General features: G+C 38.2%; 2 protein-coding genes. Both read left to right on the top strand.

Going from position 1 to position 1,280, the window contains the following annotated elements:
• Positions 1-45: 45 nt before the first annotated feature.
• Positions 46-807 (top strand): outer membrane protein assembly factor BamD, encoded by a 762-nt coding sequence (gene bamD, locus AC30RD_RS09525; RefSeq protein WP_489494311.1) that lies wholly within the window; start codon positions 46-48, stop codon positions 805-807.
• On the top strand, positions 804-1,280 hold a 477-nt coding region (locus AC30RD_RS09520), incomplete at its 3' end, for an LON peptidase substrate-binding domain-containing protein (RefSeq protein ID WP_489494310.1). The genes bamD and AC30RD_RS09520, both read left to right, overlap by 4 nt.

The following is a 1,280-nucleotide window of genomic DNA, read 5'->3' as shown; positions in this document are numbered from 1 at the left end:
CTTTTAGATAAAATAACAATCGAATAAAAATCAGGAAACTATACAATGGCGAAATATATAAAACTTTTATCATCTTTCTTACTGCTGATACTTCTAAGTGGATGTACCAAAGAGCTTGATGAATATAATAAGCCGGCAATCTACTGGTATGAGAAACTTGTGGAGTCTGTTGCCGATGGGAATTTGGACAAGGCGGATGATTATTACTCCTCTTTGCAAGGGGAACACATCGCTTCACCTTTGTTGCCCGAGGCAACGATGATCTTGGCAATTTCGCATATGTACCATGAAGAGTATCTTTTAACGGAACATTTTTCACATGAGTATGTCAAGCGATATGCCAATGAAAATGAGCGGGAGTTTGCAGAGTTTTTGGTTGTTAAAGCAAAATATATGGCATTACCAAATCCACGAAGGGATCAGGTTCTTATTAAAGATACTATCCGTGCTGCTAAAAGTTTTAAGCGTAACTATCCAAATTCTCAATACTACTATTTGGTAGATTCTATGCTTACAAATCTTTATTTGGCAAATGCAACTCTCAATGAAACTATTGCACTGCTGTATGAAAGAATAGACAAACCAAAATCAGCAGCCTATTATAGAGCTTTAAAGCCAGAGCCATGGATAGAGTGGGATAAGGTGGAAAAATCAAATGCCCCATGGTATAGAGAGTGGTTTGAGGGTGATGGAACCGCTTCTTGGTATGGATTTTTACTCCCTGATACCCGCAGTGTTGTTTCACGAAACTCTGTAACAGACACTGATGCAAACATAACAATAAAACCAAAGGATATAAAAGAATGAAACTAAGCAATTATGGAGAGTTTCCGGCAGATATTCCGGTTATAGCCGAAGATGAACTGTTTTTATACCCGTTTATGATATCTCCGTTATTTTTAAATGATGAAGCCAATATAGCCGCAGCAACAAAGGCTATAGAGGAAAATACCCTTGTTGTCGTATGTCCGACAAAACCTTCCCATGAAGGGGAGAGAGATTATGATGCACTCTATGATGCAGGTGTTGTTGGCTCTATTATGAGAAAGGTCTCTTTGCCCGATGGAAGAGTAAAGGTACTTTTTCAAGGTTTGGCACGGGCAAGACTTGTAAATAAACTTTCCGATACTCCTTTGATAGCCCGTGTTGATATTATAGAATCCAAAGAGGTTCATAGTTTAAAGATAGATGCGATTTTAGAAGTTGTAAGGGAGAAAGTTCGTATGCTCTCCGGAGTGAGTAATTATTTTCCACCTGATTTGCTAAGAACTATTGAGGAA

This window comes from Nitrosophilus sp. (assembly GCF_982775275.1).
The sequence above is the reverse complement of the archived record's forward strand: the minus strand, read 5'-3'. Positions and strand labels throughout refer to the sequence as shown.

What these genes read in the sequence shown, in the direction of transcription:
- bamD (WP_489494311.1), top strand. Translation starts at nt 46, where the DNA reads ATGGCGAAATATATAAAACTTTTATCATCTTTCTTACTGCTGATACTT.